The 14,427-nt window shown below is 73.1% G+C and carries 14 protein-coding genes; 10 read left to right on the top strand and 4 right to left on the bottom strand.

The features are described from left to right. Positions 1–67: 67 nt before the first annotated feature. Positions 68–1,732, bottom strand: coding sequence for a diguanylate cyclase CdgB (gene cdgB, locus ACZ4V1_RS15850; protein ID WP_468335293.1), 1,665 nt, complete (start codon positions 1,730–1,732; stop codon positions 68–70). A gap of 313 nt (positions 1,733–2,045) precedes the next feature. On the opposite strand from cdgB, the gene ACZ4V1_RS15855 reads away from it, so the two are divergent. Both ACZ4V1_RS15855 and ACZ4V1_RS15860 read left to right on the top strand, forming a co-directional pair. Further along, the gene (locus ACZ4V1_RS15855; protein ID WP_468335296.1) at positions 2,046–2,651 is read left to right on the top strand and encodes a flavin reductase family protein; all 606 of its coding nucleotides are present in this window, start codon (positions 2,046–2,048) and stop codon (positions 2,649–2,651) included. 53 nt (positions 2,652–2,704) lie between these two features. Further along, positions 2,705–3,250, top strand: coding sequence for a GNAT family N-acetyltransferase (locus tag ACZ4V1_RS15860; RefSeq protein WP_468335299.1), 546 nt, complete (start codon positions 2,705–2,707; stop codon positions 3,248–3,250). A 118-nt stretch (positions 3,251–3,368) separates the two neighbouring features. Here ACZ4V1_RS15860 and arfB read toward each other — a convergent pair whose 3' ends face one another. Next, positions 3,369–3,806: an alternative ribosome rescue aminoacyl-tRNA hydrolase ArfB gene (gene arfB / locus ACZ4V1_RS15865; protein WP_468335302.1), complete on the bottom strand. Its 438-nt coding sequence runs from the start codon at positions 3,804–3,806 to the stop codon at positions 3,369–3,371. Between the two features lie 157 nt (positions 3,807–3,963). Here arfB and ACZ4V1_RS15870 point away from each other — a divergent pair, with 157 nt between their 5' ends. The 4 genes from ACZ4V1_RS15870 to ACZ4V1_RS15885 all read left to right on the top strand — a co-directional run bounded on the left by ACZ4V1_RS15870 (position 3,964) and on the right by ACZ4V1_RS15885 (position 7,069). After that, positions 3,964–4,539 carry a TerD family protein gene (locus tag ACZ4V1_RS15870; protein WP_468335305.1) on the top strand — a complete coding sequence of 192 codons (576 nt, stop codon included), beginning with the start codon at positions 3,964–3,966 and terminating at the stop codon, positions 4,537–4,539. Positions 4,540–4,815: 276 nt separating this feature from the next. Further along, positions 4,816–6,219 carry a M1 family metallopeptidase gene (locus tag ACZ4V1_RS15875; protein ID WP_468335308.1) on the top strand — a complete coding sequence of 468 codons (1,404 nt, stop codon included), beginning with the start codon at positions 4,816–4,818 and terminating at the stop codon, positions 6,217–6,219. A 4-nt stretch (positions 6,220–6,223) separates the two neighbouring features. Next, a complete protein-coding gene (locus ACZ4V1_RS15880; RefSeq protein WP_468335706.1) occupies positions 6,224–6,490 on the top strand; it encodes a hypothetical protein in 267 nt (88 codons plus the stop codon). A 78-nt stretch (positions 6,491–6,568) separates the two neighbouring features. Beyond that, positions 6,569–7,069 carry a hypothetical protein gene (locus tag ACZ4V1_RS15885; RefSeq protein ID WP_468335311.1) on the top strand — a complete coding sequence of 167 codons (501 nt, stop codon included), beginning with the start codon at positions 6,569–6,571 and terminating at the stop codon, positions 7,067–7,069. 36 nt (positions 7,070–7,105) lie between these two features. On the opposite strand, the gene ACZ4V1_RS15890 is transcribed toward ACZ4V1_RS15885, so the two are convergent. Next, positions 7,106–7,816, bottom strand: a complete 711-nt coding sequence (locus ACZ4V1_RS15890) for a pentapeptide repeat-containing protein (protein ID WP_468335314.1) — start codon at positions 7,814–7,816, stop codon at positions 7,106–7,108. 154 nt (positions 7,817–7,970) lie between these two features. Between ACZ4V1_RS15890 and ACZ4V1_RS15895 the strand changes: the two genes are divergently transcribed. The 3 genes from ACZ4V1_RS15895 to ACZ4V1_RS15905 all read left to right on the top strand — a co-directional run bounded on the left by ACZ4V1_RS15895 (position 7,971) and on the right by ACZ4V1_RS15905 (position 11,759). Next, on the top strand, positions 7,971–9,131 hold the full coding sequence (locus ACZ4V1_RS15895) for an FAD-dependent oxidoreductase (protein WP_468335317.1): 1,161 nt from the start codon (positions 7,971–7,973) through the stop codon (positions 9,129–9,131). A gap of 57 nt (positions 9,132–9,188) precedes the next feature. Then, positions 9,189–10,169, top strand: a complete 981-nt coding sequence (locus ACZ4V1_RS15900; RefSeq protein WP_468335319.1) for a zinc-binding dehydrogenase — start codon at positions 9,189–9,191, stop codon at positions 10,167–10,169. A gap of 87 nt (positions 10,170–10,256) precedes the next feature. Continuing rightward, the gene (locus ACZ4V1_RS15905; protein ID WP_468335322.1) at positions 10,257–11,759 is read left to right on the top strand and encodes an MFS transporter; all 1,503 of its coding nucleotides are present in this window, start codon (positions 10,257–10,259) and stop codon (positions 11,757–11,759) included. 142 nt (positions 11,760–11,901) lie between these two features. Here the strand turns inward: ACZ4V1_RS15905 and ACZ4V1_RS15910 are convergent, their stop codons facing one another. Then, on the bottom strand, positions 11,902–13,311 hold the full coding sequence (locus ACZ4V1_RS15910; RefSeq protein WP_468335325.1) for an NAD(P)/FAD-dependent oxidoreductase: 1,410 nt from the start codon (positions 13,309–13,311) through the stop codon (positions 11,902–11,904). A 130-nt stretch (positions 13,312–13,441) separates the two neighbouring features. Between ACZ4V1_RS15910 and ACZ4V1_RS15915 the strand changes: the two genes are divergently transcribed. Further along, the gene (locus ACZ4V1_RS15915; protein WP_468335328.1) at positions 13,442–14,332 is read left to right on the top strand and encodes an aminoglycoside phosphotransferase family protein; all 891 of its coding nucleotides are present in this window, start codon (positions 13,442–13,444) and stop codon (positions 14,330–14,332) included. The last annotated feature ends 95 nt before the right edge of the window (positions 14,333–14,427 follow it).

The following is a 14,427-nucleotide window of genomic DNA, read 5'->3' on the forward strand; positions in this document are numbered from 1 at the left end:
GCGAGCCTACCCGCTCCGGCTGCCCCAAACGGGTGACTCAGACCGCATCAGCGCGCTGACCTGCTGATCATCCGGCTCGGCGGTGCTGTTTGGGACGAGATCGTTTCTCGACGTACATCCGTTCGTCAGCTGACTTCAGGACTTCGTCCGCCGTCATGCCGCAGTGGGCCCATCCGATGCCGAAGCTGGCGCCCACGCGGACGGCCCTTCCCTCGGCCCGGATCGGCTGGATGATCTCGTTGCGCAGCCGTACGGCGAGGTCTTGGGCGTCGGCCCGGCCGAGCCCGTTGGCGAGGATCACGAACTCGTCGCCGCCGAGCCGGGCCACCGTGTCGCCGTCGCGCACGCCGCCGCTGAGCCGGCGGGCGACCTCGATGAGCACGGCGTCGCCCGCGTTGTGCCCGAACCGGTCGTTGATCGACTTGAAGCCGTCCAGGTCGCAGAAGAGGACCGCGAGCCCCTTGGCGCCGTCGTCGCGGCCGTCCTCGGGGGCGATGGCGTGCACGTGGTGGTCGTAGGCGGCGTACGGCTCGGTGACCGCGCCGAAGTCGAAGGTGTGGCCGCCGGAGTCGAAGACGGCGGAGTTCCCGTAGGCGGCGTCCATGGCGTCGGCCACGGCCGCGTGCGCGGACTGCGGGCGCCGGCACAGCCGGGCGGCGAGGCGGGAGCGCAGCTCGGCGGAGTTCGGCAGGCCGGTGAGGGAGTCGTGGGAGGCGCGGTGGGCGAGCTGGAGCTCGCGGCGCTTGCGCTCCTCTATGTCCTCGACGTGGGTGAGCAGGAAACGGGGCCCGTCGGCGGCGTCGGCGACGACGCTGTTGCGCAGGGAGACCCAGACGTAGGTGCCGTCGCGGCGGCCCAGGCGCAGCTCCGCACGGCCGCCCTCGGCCGAGGTGCGCAGCAGGGTGCCGATGTCCTCGGGATGGACGAGGTCGGAGAAGGCGTAACGGCGCATCGCGGAGGCGGGGCGGCCGAGCAGGCGGCAGAGCGCGTCGTTGGTGCGCAGGATCCGGCCGTGCTGGTCGCCGCCCATCTCGGCGATGGCCATGCCGGAGGGGGCGTACTCGAAGGCCTGCCGGAAGCTCTCCTCGCTCGCCCTGAGCGCCTGCTGGTCGCGCTCCAGGCGGACCAGGGCGCGCTGCATGTTGGAGCGGAGCCGGGCGTTGCTGATCGCGATGGCGGCCTGGAACGCGTACATCTGCAAAGCCTCGCGGCCCCAGGCGCCGGGACGGCGGCCGTTGCGCGGCCGGTCCACGGACAGGACGCCGACCAGCTCGCCGCTGTTGCCGCCGCCCTGCGGGCCGGGCGCGTACATCGGGGCGAAGAGCCGGTCCGAGGGATGCCACTCGTCCTCGAAGCGGGGCGCGGGCCCGTCGGTGTACCACTGCGGGACGTCGTCGTCGTCGAGGATCCAGCCCTCGGTGTGGGGTATGAAGATCAGGTCGCCCCACTGCTCGCCCATGCCGAGCCGGCGCTCCCAGGAGTCACGCGAGCCGACCCGGCCGGTGATCAGCGCCTCGGCGGCCTGGTTGCCCGCGAAGGCGGCGACGACGAGGTCGCCGTCGGGGCGGACCAGGTTGACGCACGCCAGCTCGTACCCGAGGGCCTGGACGACTCCGTCGGCCACGGTCTGCAGGGTGTCGGCCAGGCTGCGGGCCGTGTTCATGTCGGCCATGGCCTGGTGCAGTTGACGCAGGGACGCAAGGCGGACGTAGGGCTCCGACTCGGTCTCCATGCTCGCCCTCCCCCCGAGACCTCGCAGCGAATCAAGGGTTCTCTTCGGCGCCTTTACTGATGGTGCCCTTGCAGGTTCTCCGCCACTGAATCACAGCGCGCTCCCCACTCGGTACACAGGGTCAACAATTACCGCTCCTTGTGACTCAAGTCACAGCGAAAGATGAACAATTGAGTGGTGTTTCTGCGTTTTCCCTGTGCGTTTACTGAACGCAAAGTTTGTAGGTATGCGCACGTCTCCTCCTGTGGTCCTAGGTCCCGGTTCGGACCCGGGCCCGATTCCCGGCCGGCGGCCCGCCGATTAGCGTTGCGGCGTGCCGAACACTCCTTCCCTCACGTCCTCCGCGTCCCCCGCGTTCCCGCCGCCGTCGCCCGCCGCCGGGCATGCTGAGGGGGTGAGCAACGAGGAGTTCCGTGCCGCCATGTCCCGGCTGGCCTCGGGCGTGGTCCTGGTGACCGCGCAGGAGCCGCCCCTGGACCCCGACGACCCGCAGGCGCCGCGCGGCGAGGACGTCGGGATGACGGCCACGGCGTTCATGTCGGTGTCCCTGGACCCGCCGCTGGTGCTGGTCAGCCTGCGCGAGGGCTCCCGCATGGACGACCTGCTCGACGAGCAGCCCCTGTGGGCGGTCTCCGTCCTGTCCGAGAGCCAGCGGCACATCGCGGGCCGCTTCGCGATGAAGGGCCGCGTCAGCGACCGGCTCCTCTTCGCGGACCTCCCCTGCCTGCGGGGGGAGGCGTCCGGGGCGCCGCTGATGGGCGGGGCCCTGGCGACCCTGGAGTGCCGTACCGAGCAACGGGTGCGGGCCGGGGACCACACCCTGGTGATCGGCCGGGTGCTGACCGCCTCGCTGCCGAGCGCGGACGGGGGGCCGCTGGCGTACTTCAAGGGGCGGTACCGGCAGCTGGGCCGGGCGTAATGGCCGGGCGTAATTCGCTCGTCCGGCGTCAGAGCGGCCCCTAGGGTGCGCGCATGACGACCGGCACCACGCTCCGCCCCTCACCCCGGCTGGAGAAGATCACCTCCGCGAACCTCGACGCCGCCATCGGCATACGGGTGCGCCCCGAGCAGGAATTCGCCGTCGACCCGGTGGTGAAGTCCCTCGCCGAGGCCTACGTCCATCACGAGGCCGCCTGGCCCCGCCTGATCGTCGACGGGGACCGGACCGTCGGCTTCCTCATGGCCTTCTTCGACATCGACTGGTACGAGGACGGCAGCGTGCGGCGCTCCGGGCTGTGGCGGCTGAACATCGCGGCCGGGGAGCAGGGCCGGGGCTACGGCCGCTTCGCCGTGGAGTCGGTGGCGGCGGAGGTCCGCCGACGCGGCGGCGGGGAGTGCTGGGTGACGTGGCATCCGGGCCCGAACGGCCCCGAGGGCTTCTACCTGGGTCTGGGGTTCCGGCCGAACGGCGAGACGAGCGAGGGCGAGACGGTGGGCGTGCTGGGGCTGGACTCCGCCGTGCCCGGCGGGGAACAGGAACAGCCGGACGGCCCCGCGACCGGCGGTATCGCGGAGTAACCCGCTGGCCGCGCCACCGCGACCGGGCCGCCATCGACGAGCTTTTGCAGGCCGGCGCGGGCGTCGACGGACCGCCCTGGCCGGTCGGCCCCGGCCCCGGCCCCGGCCCTCCGGGGTGTCAGTTCCAGTCCTTCGGGGAGCGGCCCCGCTTGGTCTCCGAGCGCTGCTTCTTCTCCCGCAGCCGGCGTTCGTTGATGCCGCGCGGGATGCGGGTCGGTCTGCGGGGCTTGGGCGGGGGCGCGGTGGCCTCCGCGAGGAGGGCGGTGAGGCGTACGGCGGCGGTCTCGCGGTTGCGCCACTGGGACCGGTGCTCGGAGGCGCGGACGGTGACGACCCCGTCGGTCAGCCGCCCGGCCAGCCGCTCCAGCGCCCGCTTCTTCCACACCTCGGGCAGGGCCTCGGTCCGGGCCAGGTCGAAGCGCAGCTCCACCGCCGTGTCCGTGGTGTTGACGTGCTGTCCGCCCGGTCCCGAGGAACGCGAGAAACGCCAGACGAGCTCGGCCTCGGGCAGGGAGACGGAGCCGCGGATGACATGGGGACCGGACATGCCGTCCATGTTCCCGTCCCCGGGCGGCCCGCGTCACCCCAATATCCTGATCCCGGCCTCGGTAAAGAAAGTAAAGAGACCTGGAACCTTGCGTACCCCTCTCGTCGTTCATGGGGGTAGCTGTAGCTTTCTTGCCGTACGTAAACGAGGGAAGGGACTCCCAACAATGGCTGTAAGCCTGTCCAAGGGTGGCAACGTCTCGCTCACCAAGGAGGCACCGGGCCTGACCGACGTCACCGTGGGCCTCGGCTGGGACGTCCGCACCACCACCGGCACCGACTTCGACCTCGACGCCTCCGCGATCGCGGTCAGCACGCAGGGCAAGGTCTACTCCGACGCCCACTTCGTGTTCTTCAACAACAAGCAGACGCCGGACAACACGATCGTCCACACCGGTGACAACCGCACCGGCGAGGGCGCCGGCGACGACGAGGCGATCAACGTCAACCTGGCGGGCCTCCCGGCCGACATCGAGAAGATCGTGTTCCCGGTGTCGATCTACGACGCCGAGAACCGTTCGCAGAACTTCGGCCAGGTGCGCAACGCCTACATCCGCATCGTCAACCAGGCCGGCGGCGCCGAGATCGCCCGCTACGACCTGTCCGAGGACGCGGCCACCGAGACCGCCATGGTCTTCGGCGAGCTGTACCGCAACGGCGCCGAGTGGAAGTTCCGCGCCGTCGGCCAGGGCTACGCCTCGGGCCTGGTGGGCATCGCCCAGGACTTCGGTGTGAACGTCTGACGTTCACCCGCTCGTGCGTTCCGTACGAAGGCCCTCCGGTCGTGCACCGGGGGGCCTTCGGCGTGACGGCGGGGGCGTCACGGCGTCACGGCGTCACGGCGTCACGGCGTCACGGCGTCACGGCGTCACGGCGTCACGGCAGCAGACGCTGCTCCTTCGCCACCGCGACCGCGCCCGCCCGGGTGTCGACGCGGTCTCCGCAACCGGTCCCAACAGCCGGCCCCAACAGCCGGTCCCAACGGGCGTTTCACGTGAAACGCCTCATATGATCACGACGTGCACGCCCCCCGTCTGCTCGTAGCCGCCGCCACCGTCACCGCCCTCGCGGCGTGCAGTGGTGGCGGCGGAGTCGACGGCACCCCCGGCGGCTCGGGTGTGCGCGACCCGTACTTCCCCAAGGCGGGCAACGGCGGCTATGACGTCGGCCACTACGACCTGACCCTGGCCTACGACCCCGACGCCGAGCACCTCACCGGCACCGTGACGATCACCGCCCGCGCCACCCGGGAACTGTCCGCGTTCAACCTCGATCTCAAGGGCCTGGACGTCGAGAAGGTCGCCGTCGAGGGCCGGGACGCCCGCTTCAACCGGGCCGGGCAGGAGCTGACCGTCCGGCCGGCCGACGAGCTGGACGAAGGGGAGACGTTCCGCGTGACCGTCCGCTACTCCGGCGATCCGGTGACGGTGACCGACCCCGACGGCTCCGAGGAGGGCTGGCTGCCCACCGAGGACGGCGCGGTCGGGCTCGGCCAGCCGACGGGCTCGATGGCCTGGTTCCCGGGCAGCCACCACCCCTCCGACAAGGCCACGTACGACCTCGCGGTGACCGTGCCGGAGGGGCTCGGTGCCGTCTCGAACGGCGAGCTGACGGGCGAGGACACCCGCGACGGCCGTACGACGTTCACCTGGCACACCGCCGAGCCGATGTCGAGCCACGTCGCCACGGTCGCCGTCGGCGAGTGGGAGACCGACCGCTCCACCACCGACGACGGCCTGCCGGTGTACACGGCCGTCGACCCGGAGCAGGCCGAAGCGAGCCGGCAGGTCCTGGGGCGGATTCCCGAGGTCGTGGAGTGGGCCGAGGAGAACTTCGGCCCGTACCCCTTCTCCTCCACCGGCGCGATCGTCGACCGGGTCGAGGACGCCGGTTACGCCCTGGAGACCCAGAACCGGCCCTATTTCCCCGGCGCCCCCGACACCGTCCTGCTCGTCCACGAACTCGCCCACCAGTGGTACGGGAACTCCGTCAGCCCGGCGACCTGGCAGGACATGTGGCTCAACGAGGGCTTCGCCACCTACGCCGAATGGCTGTGGGAGGAGGACGAGGGCGGCGACACCGCGCAGGAGACCTTCGACGCGCTCTACGACGGGACCTACTACCCCGACGAGGAGGCGAACAACTCGATCTGGGCGTTCCCGCCCGGGGACCCGCCCGACGCGGAGCACATCTCCGCGAGTCCCGTCTACCAGCGCGGCGCGATGGTCCTGCACAAGATCCGCCAGACGGTCGGCGACGAGGCCTTCCCGGACCTCCTCCGTGGCTGGGCCACCGCTCACCGCCACGGCAACGCGGACACCGAGGACTTCACGGCGTACGTGGAGGAGTCGGCGCCGGACGAGGACTTCACGGGGGTCTGGGAGGAGTGGCTGTACGGGGAGGGCCGGCCGGAGAGGCCGTGAGGCACTGCCCCGCCTCAGCCCCGTGCCTCGGGGGCCCGGGTCCGACCGCCTCGACGACGCCAAGCTGCGCGCCATCGCCGGGGCCCAGGCGGCGGGGCGGGTGCGGCAGGGGGACCCGTTCGACGTGATGGCCCTGGTCATCGCGATGTCCATGGCCTGGTCACCGGTCAGCAACGTCTACGCGGCGACCGCCGAGGAGCCCCCGGAGGTGCACGAGCGGCGCCGCGACCTGCTCCGGGAGAGCGTCCGCCGGGCCGTGGCTCCGGACTGATCCGCGACGCGGCGGCCGTGGCTCCCGGCCGGCCCGCGCCGACACGGCCGGCCCCGGGGCCATGACACCATCACCTGCGTGCTCGACATCGGCTACGCCCTCTCCAACCGCTTCCCCGACCCGCCGCAGACGGACTACCGCCGCGCGGACGTCCGCGCGCTGCGGCACGACCTGTTCTGCGGGGACGTGTATCTCGCCGACACCAAGGCGGACCGGGAGTTCTCCACAGCCTGGGGATGGGTGCCCGTGCTCGACTTCGCCTGGGCGCTGTGCGACATCGTGGAGCGCGTCGACCGGGACCCCGCGGGCTCCCGGGCCGCCCGGCCGCAGCGGGCGGAGCTGGACTTCACCGAGTCCTCCGACCGCCTGCTCTTCGAGCGCCGCTTCGGCTGGGTCGACATCGAGGCGGAGTGGCTGCCGGCGGCCGAGCCCCCGCTCTCCTTCTCCCACGCCGAACTGCGCCGGGAGGCCCGCGACTTCCTGCACGACCTGATCGCCGACCTCACCGACATGCACGACGACCTGGCGGACAACCCGGCGATCTGGACTCTCCAGGCCCGCTTCCCGCGGGTCTCCTGACCGCCTCGGGCTGCTTCGCGCCGGCGCACGGCCGCCCTACTCCCCCGCCAGCACCCGCACCCCCAGCTCCGCCGCCAGCACCGGCGCGAGGTCCAGCAGCTGGGCCGGGCTGATCACCGCACCCGACAGCCGGTCCACGCCCCGGGCCAGCTCCAGCGGGGCGGCGCCGCGCAGGTCGACGTCCGTGAGGGTCGCCGCGCTGAAGTCCGCTCCCTTCAGGGCGCAGTCCACGAACTCGACCCGCTCCAGGCGGGCGCCCCCGAAGTCCGGCTCGACCAGGACGCAGCTCTCGAAGACGACGTCCTTGAGCCGGGCCCGGCGCAGGTTCAGATAGTCGATCTTGCCGCCGCGGACCAGCACCCGCTCCAGCACGGCGCCGTGCAGCTGGGTGCCGCCCAGGCGGGCGTCGACCAGCTCGACGTCGCGCAGGGTCGCCTCGGCGAGCCGCGTACCGACGCCACGGACACCGGTGAGGACCGAGTCGAGCAGCCGGGCCCGGGTCAGGGACGCCTCGTCCAGCGCGCACCCCACGAGGGCACAGTCCATGAAGCGGGCGCCCGCGCCGTCCTGCCCGGCGAAGTCCGCCTCGCGGAACTCCAGCCCGTCGTAGTCCCCGTCCGGCTCCAGCCCGCCCCCGTCGTACGGCTCCAGCGGCGGCAGCCGCAGCTCCGGGCGCCGTGCCGCCCGCACCTTCGTCGCACCAGTACCAGTACCAGTACCCACGCCGCCCGCCGCTCTCCTCGCCATGCCCCCCATGCTGCACCCCACCACTGACAACCGGCGCCGAGCCGCGTGAACGCCCTCTGCGCCGACTCGATGTCACATTCCACGCCCCGCCGGCCGTCGTACCCGCAGACAGGCACCAAGCAAGGCGACCCCCGACCCGAGGGAGACCCCAGCCATGCATCGCATCACCGTCATCGGCGGCGGCTTCGCCGGCCTCACCGCGGCCATCACCGCCGCCGAGGCGGGCGCCAAGGTCACCGTCCACGAGGCCCACCACACGCTCGGCGGACGGGCCCGGACGGCCGAAGGCCAGTACAGGACCAACGACGGCCCGCACGCCCTCTACAACGGCGGCCCGCACTGGGCGTGGCTCAGGCAGCGGGACCTGATCGGTCCGCTCGCGCCCATTCCGCCGCTGGAGGGCACCCGGTTGCGGCTGCGGCACAAGGGCGCGCTGCGCCGCACCCCGCCCTTCGCCATGCTCAAGCTGCTGCGCCGGGGCGTCGGACCGGCCCCCGTGGACACCGACTTCCTGACCTGGGCGACCGGCATCGCGGGTGAGGAGGGCGCCCGGGCCGCCGCCCACTACTGCGCAGTCGCGCTCTTCCACCACGACCCCGGTTCGCTGTCCGCCGCCTTCGTCCAGGAACGCCTGCGCCGGGCCGCCAAGCTGCCGCCCGAGGCGCACTACCCGCGCGGCGGCTGGTCCGGGGTGATCGACCGGATGGCCGCCCTGGCGTGGAACCTCGGCGTCCGGGTGGAGACGCTCTCCCGCGTCGACGCGGTGCCGACCGGCACCCCGGTCGTCGTCGCGACCTCCCTGGACGCCGCCCGGCGGCTGCTGAACGACGCCACGCTGACCTGGCCCAGCGGGCGCACGACCCTGATCGACCTGGCGGTGCGGACCCGGCGCGGTGACGCCTTCGCCGTCTCCGACCTGGACGCGCCGGGCTGGATCGAGCGGTTCACGGCGCAGGACCGCACCCTGGCTCCGGCGGGCGAGCAACTGGTCCAGGGACAGATTCCCCTCGCACCCCACGAGTCCAAGGCCGACGGCACCGCCCGTGCCGAGGAGCTGCTCGACCTCGGCTTCCCCGGCTGGCGCGAGCGGCTCACCTGGCGGCGCGAGGCGATCGCGAACGGCCGTACCGGCGCCGTCGACCTGCCCGGGACCACCTGGCGCGACCGGCCCGCCGTCGACCGCGGTGACGGGGTCTGCCTCGCCGGCGACCAGGTCGCCGCGCCGGGGCTGCTGTCGGAGGTGTCCTTCAACAGCGCCCTGACGGCGGTGTCCCTGGCCCTCGGCCGGCGGGAGCTTGACCTCAAGCATGCTTGAGGTCGTTGAGTGGGGCCGGCACAGCCCGCCACAGCCCGCCCGACGTTGGGGGATCCCATGCGCGCCATCCGTCTGCACGCCTTCGGCCCGGCCGAGAACCTCACCCTCGAAGAGGTCGAGGACCCGAGGCCGGGACCGGGCCAGGTCAGGATCGCCGTCCGCGCGGCGGGCGTGCACCTTTTGGACACCGCGCTGCGCGAGGGCGTCCAGGGCCCGGCGCCCGAGCTCTCCGCCCTGCCCACGGTGCCCGGGCGCGAGGTCGCGGGCGTCGTCGAGTCCGTCGGGGAGGGCACGCCCGAGAGCCTGCTCGGCAAGCGCGTCGTCGTCCACATCGGTTTCGCGCCCGGAGGCTACGCCGAACTCGCCGTCGCCGGCCTCGCCCGCCTGCACGAGATCCCGGGGAACCTGGACTTCGCCGAGGCCGTCGCCATGATCGGCACGGGTCGTACGGCGATGGGGATCGTGCAGTTCGCCGAGCTCGGCCCCGGTGCCGTGGCCGTGGTCCCGGCCGCCGCGGGCGGCATCGGCACCCTGTTGGTGCAGTACGCCAAGAACGCCGGTGCCACGGTGATCGGCCTCGCCGGCGGTCCGGAGAAGGCCGCCCGGGCCGCCGCGAACGGCGCCGACCTCGCCGTCGACTACACGGACCCCCGGTGGCCGGCCAAGGTCCGCGCCCACCTGGGCGGCGGAGCGGCCACCGTCGTCTTCGACGGCGTCGGCGGGGACGTCGCCCGCGAGGCCGTCGCCCTGCTCGGGCCCGGCGGCCGGCACCTGGTCTTCGGCTGGTCCGGCAAGGGGCTGCACGACGGCGCTCCCCACCTCGTCGACGGGGTCTCCCAGCAGGTGCTCGGTCCGGTGATGCTGGAGAAGGCCGGCGGCCCCGACCCCCTGCGCACCCTCGAGCTGCGCGCCCTCACCGAGGCCGCCGAGGGCCGGCTCATCCCGGCCGTGCACCGCTTCCCGCTCGCCCGGGCCGCCGCCGCGCACCGTGCGCTGGAGACCCGGGGGACGACCGGGAAGGTGGTCCTCGAGCCATGAGCGAGGACGGGCGGCGGCGCGCGACGACGGGCGGTGACGGCCCGTGGACAGGATGCGATACGTCCGGGTTCATGGTCTTCTGGCCAGATGAGTGGCACCCGGACAGGCGAGACGGCCGCGCCCGCGGAGGCCGATCCCCGCCGCTGGTGGGGGCTGGTGGTGATCGCCTCGGCCCAGCTGATGGTCGTCCTCGACGCGACCATCGTGAACATCGCGCTGCCCTCCGCGCAGCGCGACCTGGACATGTCCGACGGCAACCGCCAGTGGGTGATCACCGCCTACACCCTCGCCTTCGGCGGGCTGCTGCTGCTCGGCGGCCGGGTCGCGGACCTGGTGGGGCGCAGACGCACCTTCGTCGTCGGGCTGATCGGTTTCGCCGCCGCCTCCGCGATCGGCGGTGCCGCCACCACCCCGGCGATGCTCTTCGGCGCCCGCGCCCTCCAGGGCGTCTTCGCCGCCGTGCTCGCGCCGTCCGCGCTGTCCCTGCTGGCGACGACCTTCACCGACCCGAGGGAGCGCGGGAAGGCCTTCGGCATCTACGGCACGCTGGCCGGCAGCGGCGCCGCCGTCGGCTTCCTCGTCGGCGGTGTGCTCACGGAGTACCTGAACTGGCGCTGGTGCCTGTACGTCAACATCCCCATCGCCGTCGCCGCCGTGATCGGCGCCCTCGTCCTGCTCTACGACCGTCCCGGCCAGAGCGGGTCCCGCCTCGACGTTCCCGGCGTGGTCCTCGGCTGCGGCGGCCTGGTCGCCCTCGTCTACGGCTTCAGCGAGGCGCAGCCCCGCGGCTGGACCGACCCGCTGGTACTGGCGCTGTTCGCCGCGGCCGTCGTACTCCTCTCGGTCTTCGTGTGGTGGCAGACCCGTGCCCCGACCCCCCTGCTGCCGCTGCACGTCATCCGCGACCGCAACCGCGCCGGCTGCTTCCTGACGATGATGCTGGCCGTCATCGGCATGTTCGGGATGTTCCTGTTCATGACGTACTACCTCCAGACCATCCTCGGTTACTCCCCGGTTCGGACCGGCCTGGCGTTCCTGCCGATGACCGTCGCGATCGTCCTCGGCTCCACCCAGATCTCGGCCCGGCTGCTGCGCCACGTGGGCCCGCGCATGCTGATGGTCCCCGGCATGCTCCTCGCCTCCGGCGGCATGGTGATCCTCACGCAGATGACCGTGGGCTCGGCGTACGCCACCGAGATCCTGCCCGCGCTGATCCTGATGGGGCTCGGTATGGGCCTGACCTTCATGCCGGTCTTCTCCACCGCCACCGCCGGGGTGGCCCCGCGGGACTCCGGCGTGACCTCGGCGACGGTCAACACCTCGCAGCAGGTGGGCGGCTCGATCGGCACGGCACTGCTCAACACCGTCGCCACCAGCACCAGCGCCTCCTACATCACCTCCCACCTCACCGACCCGTCGCAGCGCGAGTCGGTCGTCCGGGAGGGCATCGTCCACGGCTACACGGTCGCCATCTGGCTGGCCGCCGGCATCATGCTGCTGGCGGCCCTGGTCGCGGGCCTGATGGTGACGGCGAAGGCCCCGAAACACGGCTCCCCGGCCGACCGGCCGGTGCCGGAGCCGGTGGCCTAGGGGGCAGGGGCCCCACCAGCGTCCGGGCCCGCGTCCGGCGTACGTCCGCGGCCTGGGCCGGGCGGGTGTCCGCGGGCCTGGGCCGGGCGGGTGTCCGCGGGCCTGGGCCGGGCGGGTGTCCACGGCCCGCGTCGGCGTACGCTCAGGTCCGGCCGGCCACCCGGTCCGCGAACCGCGCCAGTCGGGACGACCCGGCGTGGTGGCTCGAGCGTTCCCGCCGGTCGGCCTCACGGTAGACGGCGTACATGCCCTGCACGCCGAGCCAGCGCAGCGGCTCCGGTTCCCAGCGCCGTACCCGGTGGTTCACCCAGGGCAGGTCGGTGAGGCCGGTGCGGCCGCCCTGTCCGGAGTCCCGCTGGACCAGGTCGCACAGGGTGCGGGCGGCGAGGTTGGCGGTGGCCACACCGGAGCCGACGTAGCCGCCCGCCCAGCCGAGGCCCGTCGAACGGTCCAGGGTGACGGTCGCGCACCAGTCGCGGGGCACGCCCAGGACGCCCGACCAGGCGTGCTCGATCCGCAGTCCGGCGAGGGAGGGGAAGAAGCGGACCAGGAGGGCACGCAGCGCCTCCACGGTCGCCGCCTGCGTCGTTCCGTCGTTGTCGGTGCGGGAGCCGAAGCGGTACGGCACTCCGCGCCCGCCCAGCGCGATCCGGCCGTCGGCGGTGCGCTGGGCGTACATGTAGGCGTGCGCCAGGTCGCCGAGGGTCTGACGGCCCGCCCAGCCGACCGACTCCCACTGCGCGTCGGTCAGCGGCTCGGTGGCGATCATCGAGGAGTTCATGGGCAGCCAGGTCCGCCGCTGGCCCTTGAGGGAGGCGGTGAAACCCTCGGTGCAGCGCAGCACGTAGGGCGCGCGGACGGTGCCGTACGGGGTCACCGCGTGCCGGGGGCGGATCTCCGTCACCGGCGTCGACTCGTGGACGGTGACACCGAGGCGTTCCACGGCCGCCGCGAGTCCCTTCACCAGTTTCACCGGGTGCAGCCGGGCCCCGTGCGGCGTCCAGGTCGAGCCGACCGCGTCCGCGACCCGGATCCGCTCGGCCGTCTCCCGGGCGCCGTACAGCTCCCGGTCCTTCTCTCCGTACGCCAGCTCGGCCTCGTGGAACGCCTTCAGCCGGGCCGCCTGCGCGGGCGTGCACGCCACCTCCAGCACCCCGCCCTTGTGGACGTCGGCGTCGATGCCCTCGGCCCCGGCGGCACGGATCACCTCGTCGACGGTGTCGTTCATGGCCCGCTGGAGGCGCACGGCGGCCTCGTGGCCGTGCAGATTCGCGTACCTGTCGCGGCCCGCGACGCCGTTGTAGAGCCAGCCGCCGTTGCGGCCGGAGGCGCCGTAGCCGCAGAACCTCTGCTCCAGGACGGTGATCCGCAGGAAGGGGGCGGCCTGCTTCAGGTAGTACGCCGTCCACAGTCCCGTGTATCCGCCGCCGACGATCACCACGTCCGCCGACGCGTCACCGGCGAGCGGCTCCCGCACCGCCGCCGGGAGACCGTCGTCCGCGTACCAGAAGGAGATGCCGCCGTTGACGACGCCGCTGGTCGAGCTGCTCATGGCCAGGACGTTAACCCCGGTGAACGGCGCCTGTCTCCTTCGGATTCCGTCGAGTTTCCGGGCTTCGGGGCCCGCCGGGAGCCGGATGTCCCCGTGACGGCCGTGCCGGCCGCCGGTAGCGTCGGCCGACGTGATCGACGTGATCGACGTTCCGGACGCGTTCGCCGCCGCCCAGGCGAAGTACAACGGTGCGGCGGGCCGCGCCTTCATCGACGGGCTGCCCGCCCTGGCGGCCGGCTTCCTGGACCGCTGGGAGCTGCGCCTGGACGGGCCCCCGAGGCACGGCTGGGCGGCCCTCGTGCTGCCCGTCGCACGCCGCGACGGCACCCCGGCCGTGCTGAAACTCCAGATCCTCGACGAGGAGACCGAGGGCGAGCCCGTCGCCCTGCGGCTGTGGGACGGTGCCGGGGCGGTGCGGCTGCTGGACCACGACGCGGCCACCGGCACCATGCTGCTTGAGCGGCTCGACGCGGCCCGCACGCTCGGCCACGTCGAGGACTCCCGCGAGGCCGTCCTCGTCATCGCCCGGCTGCTCGCCCGCCTCACCGCCACCCCCGCGCCGCCCGGCGTGCGCCGCCTCGGCGACATCGCCCGGGGCCTGCTGGAGCGGACGCCGCGGGCCATGGAGCACATCCCCGACCCGGCGGACCGCCGCCTGCTCGCCGACTGCGCCGCCGCCGTGCGGGAGGTCGCCGACGAGCCCGGCGACCGGCTGCTGCACTGGGACCTGCACTACGACAACGTCCTCGCCGCCCAGCGCGCCCCCTGGCTCGCGATCGACCCCAAACCGCTGGCCGGCGACCCCGGTTTCGACCTGCTGCCCGCCCTCGGCAACCGCTACGAACCCGGTGAGACCCGGTGGCGCTTCGACGCCATGACCGACGTCCTCGGGCTGGACCCGGAGCGGGCCCGCGCCTGGTCCCTCGCCCGCGTCCTGCAGAACTGCCTGTGGCACGTCGAGGACGGCGACCCGCTGCAGACCGAGCAGCTGGAGATCGGACGGCTGCTGCGGACGCCATGAGCTGTCAAGAACCGCCGGATGCAGCGTAGTTGAACAGCGGAAGAGCTCTCGTCGACGATCTTCCCGATCCCGGTCGCGGGCCCCGTACGGCCGCT

The organism is Streptomyces sp. NPDC028991 (genome assembly GCF_055564775.1).

Coding starts and splice junctions, on each gene's coding strand:
- cdgB (WP_468335293.1), bottom strand. CDS start 1,732: ATGGAGACCGAGTCGGAGCCCTACGTCCGCCTTGCGTCCCTGCGTCAA.
- ACZ4V1_RS15860 (WP_468335299.1), top strand. CDS start 2,705: ATGACGACCGGCACCACGCTCCGCCCCTCACCCCGGCTGGAGAAGATC.
- arfB (WP_468335302.1), bottom strand. CDS start 3,806: ATGGACGGCATGTCCGGTCCCCATGTCATCCGCGGCTCCGTCTCCCTG.
- ACZ4V1_RS15870 (WP_468335305.1), top strand. CDS start 3,964: ATGGCTGTAAGCCTGTCCAAGGGTGGCAACGTCTCGCTCACCAAGGAG.
- ACZ4V1_RS15890 (WP_468335314.1), bottom strand. CDS start 7,816: ATGGCGAGGAGAGCGGCGGGCGGCGTGGGTACTGGTACTGGTACTGGT.
- ACZ4V1_RS15895 (WP_468335317.1), top strand. CDS start 7,971: ATGCATCGCATCACCGTCATCGGCGGCGGCTTCGCCGGCCTCACCGCG.
- ACZ4V1_RS15900 (WP_468335319.1), top strand. CDS start 9,189: ATGCGCGCCATCCGTCTGCACGCCTTCGGCCCGGCCGAGAACCTCACC.
- ACZ4V1_RS15905 (WP_468335322.1), top strand. CDS start 10,257: ATGAGTGGCACCCGGACAGGCGAGACGGCCGCGCCCGCGGAGGCCGAT.
- ACZ4V1_RS15910 (WP_468335325.1), bottom strand. CDS start 13,311: ATGAGCAGCTCGACCAGCGGCGTCGTCAACGGCGGCATCTCCTTCTGG.